The organism is Azospirillum sp. TSH20, from assembly GCF_003115935.1.
Taxonomy (GTDB): Bacteria; Pseudomonadota; Alphaproteobacteria; order Azospirillales; family Azospirillaceae; genus Azospirillum.
In genome coordinates this window covers 26,208-33,857 of record NZ_LGQU01000005.1, presented here as the reverse complement: position 1 = coordinate 33,857, position 7,650 = coordinate 26,208, and the positions used below count along the sequence as shown (strand labels likewise).

General features: G+C 69.8%; 7 protein-coding genes. All 7 read right to left on the bottom strand.

Annotated features, from left to right (window positions below; genetic code table 11):
- Positions 1-559 (bottom strand): DMT family transporter (locus tag TSH20_RS02350; protein ID WP_146207468.1); only part of this gene is annotated, 559 nt, incomplete at its 3' end.
- Complete coding sequence (locus tag TSH20_RS02345) at positions 556-1,608, bottom strand: histone deacetylase family protein (RefSeq protein WP_109073215.1); 1,053 nt, start codon at positions 1,606-1,608, stop codon at positions 556-558. The genes TSH20_RS02345 and TSH20_RS02350, both read right to left, overlap by 4 nt.
- A gap of 28 nt (positions 1,609-1,636) precedes the next feature.
- Positions 1,637-2,878: a Zn-dependent hydrolase gene (locus tag TSH20_RS02340; protein ID WP_109073214.1), complete on the bottom strand. Its 1,242-nt coding sequence runs from the start codon at positions 2,876-2,878 to the stop codon at positions 1,637-1,639.
- A 180-nt stretch (positions 2,879-3,058) separates the two neighbouring features.
- Positions 3,059-4,054 carry a 2-dehydropantoate 2-reductase gene (locus TSH20_RS02330; RefSeq protein ID WP_109073213.1) on the bottom strand — a complete coding sequence of 332 codons (996 nt, stop codon included), beginning with the start codon at positions 4,052-4,054 and terminating at the stop codon, positions 3,059-3,061.
- The gene (locus TSH20_RS02325) at positions 4,055-5,746 is read right to left on the bottom strand and encodes an ABC transporter ATP-binding protein (RefSeq protein ID WP_109073212.1); all 1,692 of its coding nucleotides are present in this window, start codon (positions 5,744-5,746) and stop codon (positions 4,055-4,057) included.
- A gap of 4 nt (positions 5,747-5,750) precedes the next feature.
- A complete protein-coding gene (locus tag TSH20_RS02320; RefSeq protein WP_109073211.1) occupies positions 5,751-6,593 on the bottom strand; it encodes an ABC transporter permease in 843 nt (280 codons plus the stop codon).
- Positions 6,590-7,570 (bottom strand): ABC transporter permease, encoded by a 981-nt coding sequence (locus TSH20_RS02315; RefSeq protein ID WP_109073210.1) that lies wholly within the window; start codon positions 7,568-7,570, stop codon positions 6,590-6,592. Before TSH20_RS02315 ends, TSH20_RS02320 begins: the two co-directional genes overlap by 4 nt.
- Between the last annotated feature and the right edge of the window lie 80 nt (positions 7,571-7,650).

Below are 7,650 nucleotides of genomic sequence, written 5' to 3'. Positions count from 1 at the left end.
GGGTGCCCCAGCCCCGCCGCTTCATCACGATGGTGCCCAGCGCCCAGGCCAGCGCCGACACCAGCATCACCGCCGGGCCGGCCAATTCCGACGGGGGCGCCGACAGCGCTGCCGGCCCCAGCAGGACCAGCAGCCCGGCCAGCCCGCTGGCGAGCCCGACGATCTGGCGCGGTCCCGGCCGTTCGCCCAGCAGCGGGATCGCCAGCAGCGTCGCCCACACCGGCATGGTGAAGGCGATGATCGCCGCCTGCGAGGTCGCCATCAGGCTTTGCCCAAGTGCCGTGCACAGGTTGAAGACCAGCACGTTGCACAGTCCCGCCGCCGCCAGCGCCGGCCATTCCGCCCGCTCCACCCGCAGCCGGTGGTTGGCCAGACGCGCCGCCCCCAGCAGCAGCACCGCCCCGGCGGTGAAGCCGATGGCGCGCAGGCTGAAGATGGGCACCTGCGTCAGGATCGTCTTCACCGCCGGCCAGTTGAGGCCCCAGAACAGGCTGATGGTGGTGATCAGCAGGTATTTGACCGGGTCGCGGCCGGCTCCGGTGGCGGCGATGGCGGTCATGCTGTCGTCTTGCCCTCGAACCCGTCAAGGAAGCTGGACAGGTTGGCGGACAGGTCGTCGATGGCGTAGCCACCCTCCTGCACCAGCACGGTGGGCATGTTTGCGGCGGCGATCAGCGCGCCCATGCGGGCGAAGCCCGGCGTGGTGACGCCGAAGGCGGCCAGCGGGTCGCCGATGAAGGTGTCGAAGCCCAGCGAGACGAACAGAATCTCCGGCGCGAACCGGCGGATCTCGTCCAGCCCGCGGCCGATGGTCGCCAGAACCGTCGCCTCGTCGCTGCCGATCGGCAGCGGCAGGTTCAGGTTATAGCCCTCGCCGCGGCCGATGCCGCGTTCCTGCGCATAGCCGGCCATATGCGGATAGAACTCCGCCGGGTCGCCATGGACCGAGACGAAGAACACGTCGTCGCGCTCATAGAAGATGTCCTGCGTGCCGTTGCCGTGATGGACATCCACGTCGATGATGGCGACGCGGGCCGGCCGGCCCTGGGCGCGCAGCATCGGCAGCACCGATTCCGCGGCGACGGCGACATGGTTCAGGTAACAGAAGCCGCCGGCCATATCGCGGGTGGCATGGTGCCCCGGCGGCCGGCACAGGGCGTAGGCCGCGCTGTCCGCCCCGGTGGCGACCAGCTTCGCCGCATGGATGGCGGCATTGGTCGCGGCGCAGGTGGCGGCCCAGGTGCCCTCGCCGATCGGGCAGGCGGTGTCGAACATGTGCCAGCCGGCCTGCCCGACGATGCTGGTGGGGTAGTTGGGGGCGGCCTGCATCCGGTGGACGTTGGGCAGCACCACGTCGCCCATGTCGCCTTCCGCCACCCAGCGCGCATGCGCCGTCTCCAGGAAGGCGAGATATGCCGGCGTGTGCACCGCGGCGCGCGGGGCGGAGCCGTAATCGTCGGGCCGGATCAGCGTCTCGCCCCGCTTCTCGATCAGCGAGGCCAGCGCGCCGACCCGCTCCGGCTTCTCCGGCAGGGCGCGCAGCAGGCCCTTGTTGAAGTAGGTGGCGGGGCGGTGCAGGGCGGCGTCGGGGTGGTGGACGAACTTCATGGGGGGACTCTCCAGAGAGCGAACGTGCTCAGGGCCGTCCGGCCGTGGCGACCAGTGTTTCGAACAGCACGGCGGCGCCGCGGGCGCCGTCGGCGGGGGAGATGTTCTCGACCTCGTTGTGGCTGATGCCGTCCTCGCAGGGGATGAAGATCATAGCCGTCGGCACCTTGCCCGCCACATAGACCGCGTCATGGCCGGCGCCGGACACGATGTCGCGGTGGCTGAAGCCGAAGCCGCGCGCCGCCTCGCGCACAGTGTCGACGAGCGGCCGGGCGAAGGGTGTCGGCGGGAAGTGCCAGAAATCGGCGATCTCGGCGCTCACCCCATGCTCTTCGGCAATCGCGGCGACGGCGGCGCGGAAACGGCGGTCCATGTCGGCCAGCGTGTCGGCATCGGGGTGGCGCAGGTCGACGGTGAAGAAGACGCGGCCGGGGATGACGTTGCGCGAATGCGGATGGACGTCGAGGATGCCGACGGTGGCGCAGGGATCGCCCGCGGTCTCCAGCCCGACGCGCTGCACCGCCTGCACCATGGCCGAGGCGGCGACCAGCGCATCGCGGCGCAGGCGCATCGGCGTCGGACCGGCATGCGCCTCAACACCCGTCACCGTCACCTCGTACCAGCGCTGGCCCTGGGCGCCGGTGACGACGCCGATCTCCTTGCCCTCGACCTCCAGCACCGGGCCCTGTTCGATGTGGGCCTCCAGATAGGCGTGCATCGGGTGGTCGACCGGCGCCTCGCCGGCATAGCCGGTGCGGACCAGCTCGTCGCCCAGCCGCGCGCCGTCCTGCGCCACCTTGTCGAGGATCTCCTCCAGCGTGAAGACGCCGGTGACGACGCCCGATCCCATCATCGGCGGCGAGAAGCGCGAGCCTTCCTCGTTGGTCCAGACCGCGACCTCGACCGGGTGCAGGGTTTCCACGCCGCGGTCGTTCAGCGAGCGCACCACCTCCAGCGCCGCCAGCACGCCGAACACGCCGTCGAAGCGTCCGCCGGTCGGCTGGGTGTCGAGATGGCTGCCCATCACGACCGGGGGCAGGCTGTCGTCACGGCCCTTGCGGCGGGCGAAGATGTTGCCGATGCGGTCGACGCTGACGGTGCAGCCGGCGGCCTCGCACCAGGAGACGAACAGGTCGCGGCCGGCCTTGTCCTCGTCCGACAAAGCGAGGCGGCAGCTGCCACCCTTCGCGGTGGCGCCGATCTTCGCCATCTCGGCGAGGCTGTCCCACAGGCGCTGGCCGTCGATGGGCAGGTTGGAGGGGAGGGACATGGGTGGCTCCGGGGGTGTTTGTTGGTTGTGTTTGAGTGAGGAGGTGTCGGCTGGCGATGCCCCCACCCCAACCCTCCCCCGCTGGGCGGGGGAGGGGGCAAGTGCTTAGGCGGGAGAGCGGCGGCAGTCCCTCCCCCGCCCAGCGGGGGAGGATAGGTGGGGGCAAGTGAGGACGTAGACCTAAGCCGCCACCTCACGCCGCTCCCGCGCCCTGAGGTCGACCATCGCCAGCACGGCGCGCAGCATCGGCACATGCACGCCGCAGCGCTCCGCCAACTCGATCACCGAGCCGAGGATCGCCTCCAGCTCCAGCCGGCGGCCGGCCTCATAGTCCTGCAGCATCGAGGTCTTGAAGTCGCCGACGCCGGCGGCCATGGCGATGCGCTCGTCGACGCTGGTGGTGAAGACCACGCCCAGCTTCTCGGCCACCGCCTTGGCCTCCAGCATCATGGCGCGGCCGGTCTCGCGGGTGCCGGGATCGTTGCACAGGCGGCCGAGCGTCGATCCGGTCAGCACGCTCAACGGGTTGAAGGCGAGGTTGCCCCACAGCTTCACCCAGATCGCCTGCCGGATGTCGGCGGTCTTCGCCGGCTGGAACCCGGCCTGCCCGAACAGCGTCACGATGCGGTCCACCGCCGGGTTGTCGCGGCCGGCCACGTCGCCCCCGATATCACCGAACACGAAGCGCTGGTCGCTGACATGGCGCAGCCGGCAGGGACCGTCGCCCTCCACCGCGACGAAGGTCGTCGCGCCGACCACGCGGTCGGGGTCGATCGAGCGCCACAGCAGCCCGTCGGGATCGATGCTGGCGAGCGGCCGGTCGGCCAAGGGCTCCGGCTGGCGGTGCGGATACCACCAGGGGATGCCATTGACCATCGGCACGATGGCGGTCTCCGGCCCCAGCAGCGGGGTCAGCGTGTCGATGGTGCCGCGCAGCGCATGCGACTTGACGCAGAGGAACACCAAATCCTGCGGCCCAAGCGAAAGGCTGTCGTCGGTGACGCGCGGGTTGAGGCGGGCGACGCGGTTCAGCGGCGTCACCATGGTCAGGCCGTTGCGGCGGATGGCGGCGGCGGAGTTCGGCCGGGCGACCAGCGTAACCTCCGCCTCCGTCGCACCCAGCCGGGCGGTCAGCAGACCGCCGACCGCACCGGCCCCGATGATGGCGACCTTCATTCAGTGCGCTCCCGCCGGGACTTGTTGCAGGTCGTCCGGGATGTGCCAGCCCTTGCCGGGAATGGCGTCGAGCAGGCTGCGGGTGTAGGTGTCGCGCGGATGGGTGAACACCTCCCGTGCCGTGCCCATCTCGACGATCTTGCCGCGGCGCATCACCGCGATGGTGTCGCAGACCTGGGCCGCCACCCGCAGATCGTGGGTGATGAACAGCATGGCGAGGTTCAGGCGCTTGCGGATGTCGTCCAGCAGTTCCAGCACCTGCCCCTGAACCGAGACGTCGAGCGCCGAGACCGGCTCGTCCGCGACCAGCAGCTTCGGCTCCATGGCGAGCGCGCGGGCGATGCCGATGCGCTGTCGCTGGCCGCCGGAGAACTCGTGCGGGAAGCGGTCGGCGGCGGAGCCGTCGAGGCCGACCATCGCCAGCAGTTCCCGCGCGCGGGTCAGTGCCTTGCTCCTATCCTCGCCGAAGGCCACCGGCCCCTGGGCCACGATGTCGCCGACGCGGTGACGCGGATTCAGCGAGGCGTAGGGGTCCTGGAACACCATCTGCACCGCCCGACGATAGGGCCGGAAGCCCTTGCGGTCGAGCGCCAGCAGGTCGGTGCCCTCGAACAGGATGCGGCCCGAATCCGGCTTGATGAGGCCGACGATGGAGCGGCCGAGCGTCGATTTTCCGGACCCGGATTCGCCGACCAGACCGACGGTTTCGCCGGGATGGATGGTCAGCGACAGGTCGTCGCCGGCCACGACTTCCTTGGACTTCTTGAACAGGCCGCCGCCGACATGGAAGACCTTGCGCACCTTGTCGGCGACCAGCAGCGGCGCGCCCGCCTTGGCATGGTCGTCGCGGTGTTCGATGTAGTGCGGGACCGAGGCGATCAGCTGCCGGGTATAGGGATGCTGCGGCCGGTTCAGCACCTCGGAGGCCGGGCCGTATTCCACCAGCTTGCCGTGGCGCATCACCGCCACCCGGTGGGCGATCTCCGCCACCACGCCGAAGTCGTGGGTGATGAACATCATGCCCATGTGGCGCTCGGCCTGGATCGAACGGATCAGGTCGAGGATCTGCTTCTGGGTGGTGACGTCCAGCGCCGTGGTCGGTTCGTCGGCGATCAGGATGTCGGGCTGGCAGGCCAGCGCCATGGCGATCATCACGCGCTGGCGCTGGCCGCCCGACAGGCGGAACGGATAGGCCTCGGCCAGTTCGGCCGGGTTGGGCAGGCCGACCTGGGCCAGCAGCTCCACCACGCGGGCGCGGCGCGCCGGGGCGGGCAGGTCGGTGTGCTCGCGCAAGCTCTCACCGATCTGGCGGCCGACCCGCATCAGCGGGTTCAGCGCGGTCATCGGCTCCTGGAACACCATGGCGATGCGGCCGCCGCGAAGGGCGCGCTGGTCCGCCTCCGGCATGGTCAGCACGTCCTTGCCCTTGAACAGCAGGCTGCCGCCGGATACCCGGACATGCGGGGCGGGCAGCAGGCCCATCATCGCATGCGCGGTCATCGACTTGCCGGAGCCGGACTCGCCGACGACGCAGAGGATCTCGTCGGGATTCAGGGTGAAGGTCAGATTGTCCACCGCCAGCGGGCGGTCGGCGCCCGGCGGCAGCGCGATGCTGAGGCCGCGCACATCCAGCAGGGGGGTGTTCATGGCGGCGGTCTCCACGGAGGTGCGCAACAGTTCGAACTGGCTCATCGGATCACCCCCGCGACCGGGCGAGCTTCGGGTTCAGGGCGTCGTTCAGCCCCTCGCCGACGAGGTTCAGCGCCAGCACGGTCAGTACGATGGCGAGGCCGGGGAAGACGCTCATCCACCAGGCCTGCCGGATCACCGTGCGGGCGGCGCCGATCATGTAGCCCCAGCTCATGGCGTTCGGGTCGCCGAGACCGAGGAAGCTGAGCGAGCTTTCCAGCAGGATGGCGGTCGCCACCATCAGCGAGGCGGAGACGATGATCGGCGACAGGCTGTTGGGCAGGATCTGGCGCAGGATGATGGTGGTGTTGCTCTGGCCGGTGGTGATGGCGGCCTGGACGAACTCGCGGGTGCGCAGGCTGAGGAACTCGGCGCGGGCCAAGCGGGCCAGCGGCGGCCAGCTGACGATGGCGATGGCGAGCACGATGGTGGTCAGGCTGGGGGTGAAGATGGCGACCAGCACCACGGCCAGCACGAAGTTGGGGATGGTCTGGAACAGCTCGGTGAAGCGCATGATGGCGTCGTCCACCTTGCCGCCGTGGAAGCCGGCCAGCGCCCCCAGCGTGACGCCGATGGCGAGAGCGGCGGCGGTCGAGGTCAGGCCGATCAGCAGCGACACCCGCGCCCCGTGGGCGATGCCCGACGCGATGTCGCGGCCCAGCATGTCGGAACCGAGCAGTGCGTCGTCGGACAGCGGCGGCTGGAAGGGGGCGGTCGCCATGTCCCACGGATCGCCGGGGAACAGGACGGAGGCGAAGACGGCCAGCACGACGATGGCGAGCAGGATCACCAGCCCCAGGACCGCGCCCTTGTTGCGGGCGAAAGCCCGCCAGAAATCGGATTTCATCATTGCGACACCTGGATACGCGGATCGACGAGGCCGTAGAGGATGTCGGTCAGGATGTTAAACAGGATCACCATGATCGACGTGACCAGGAAGATGCCCAGCAGCACCTGATAGTCGCGCTGCAGCACCGCCTCGAAGGCCAGCCGGCCGATGCCGGGCCAGGCGAACACCGTCTCGATCAGGATCGACCCGCCGACAAGCTGCCCGGCCTGGATGCCGGCCACGGTGATGACCGGCAGGATGGCGTTGCGCAGGACGTGGCGGGTGACGATGCGGCTCTGCGTCAGCCCCTTGGCCTTGGCGGTCTTGACGAAGTCGAGGCTGCGCACCTCCAGCATCGAGGCGCGGGTCAGGCGGGCGTAGCTCGCCATGTAGAACAGCGCCAGCGTGATGACCGGCAGGATCAGGTGGACCGCCACGTCCGCGACATGGGCGAGGCCGGTATAGCCGGCGCCGATCGTCTCGTAGCCGAAGGCCGGCAGCCATCCCAGCTGGATGGAGAAGAACAGGCTCAGCATCAGCCCGATCCAGTAGATCGGCGTGGCGTAGGCCAGGAGTGCCACGATTGTGATGGCGCTGTCGGCCCAGGTGCCGACGGTGATCGCCGCCAGCGTGCCGAGCGCCACGCCCAGCGCCAGCGCCAGCAGGAAGGCGGTCAGCGTCAGCACCAGCGTGGCCGGCAGCCGTTCCGCCAGAATGTCCCAGACGGGCCGCTGCTGCCGGTAGGAGAAGCCGAGATCGCCCTGCACGATCTTGCCGACATAGGTGCCGAGCTGTTCGTAGAGCGGCCGGTCGAGCCCGAACTGCTCGCGCAGCTGCGTCACGAACTTTTCGTCGGCGGCCCCCGCCTCGCCCGCCATCACCATGGCCGGGTCGCCGGGGGCGGCGTGGACGAGGAAGAAGTTCATCACCACGATGGCGATCAGGATCGCGGCGGCCTTGACCAGGCGGCTCGCGAAGAGTTGGGCGAATCCCAGCATGGGCAGGTTCCTAATTCTGGCCCTCTCCCGTCCCGGGAGAGGGAGGGGACCCGCCGAAGGCGGGGAGGGTGAGGGGTGAT

Excerpts from the sequence above, each read along its gene's own strand:
- TSH20_RS02320 (WP_109073211.1), bottom strand. The coding sequence starts at position 6,593 with ATGATGAAATCCGATTTCTGGCGGGCTTTCGCCCGCAACAAGGGCGCG.
- TSH20_RS02315 (WP_109073210.1), bottom strand. The coding sequence starts at position 7,570 with ATGCTGGGATTCGCCCAACTCTTCGCGAGCCGCCTGGTCAAGGCCGCC.
- TSH20_RS02330 (WP_109073213.1), bottom strand. The coding sequence starts at position 4,054 with ATGAAGGTCGCCATCATCGGGGCCGGTGCGGTCGGCGGTCTGCTGACC.
- TSH20_RS02340 (WP_109073214.1), bottom strand. The coding sequence starts at position 2,878 with ATGTCCCTCCCCTCCAACCTGCCCATCGACGGCCAGCGCCTGTGGGAC.
- TSH20_RS02325 (WP_109073212.1), bottom strand. The coding sequence starts at position 5,746 with ATGAGCCAGTTCGAACTGTTGCGCACCTCCGTGGAGACCGCCGCCATG.
- TSH20_RS02345 (WP_109073215.1), bottom strand. The coding sequence starts at position 1,608 with ATGAAGTTCGTCCACCACCCCGACGCCGCCCTGCACCGCCCCGCCACC.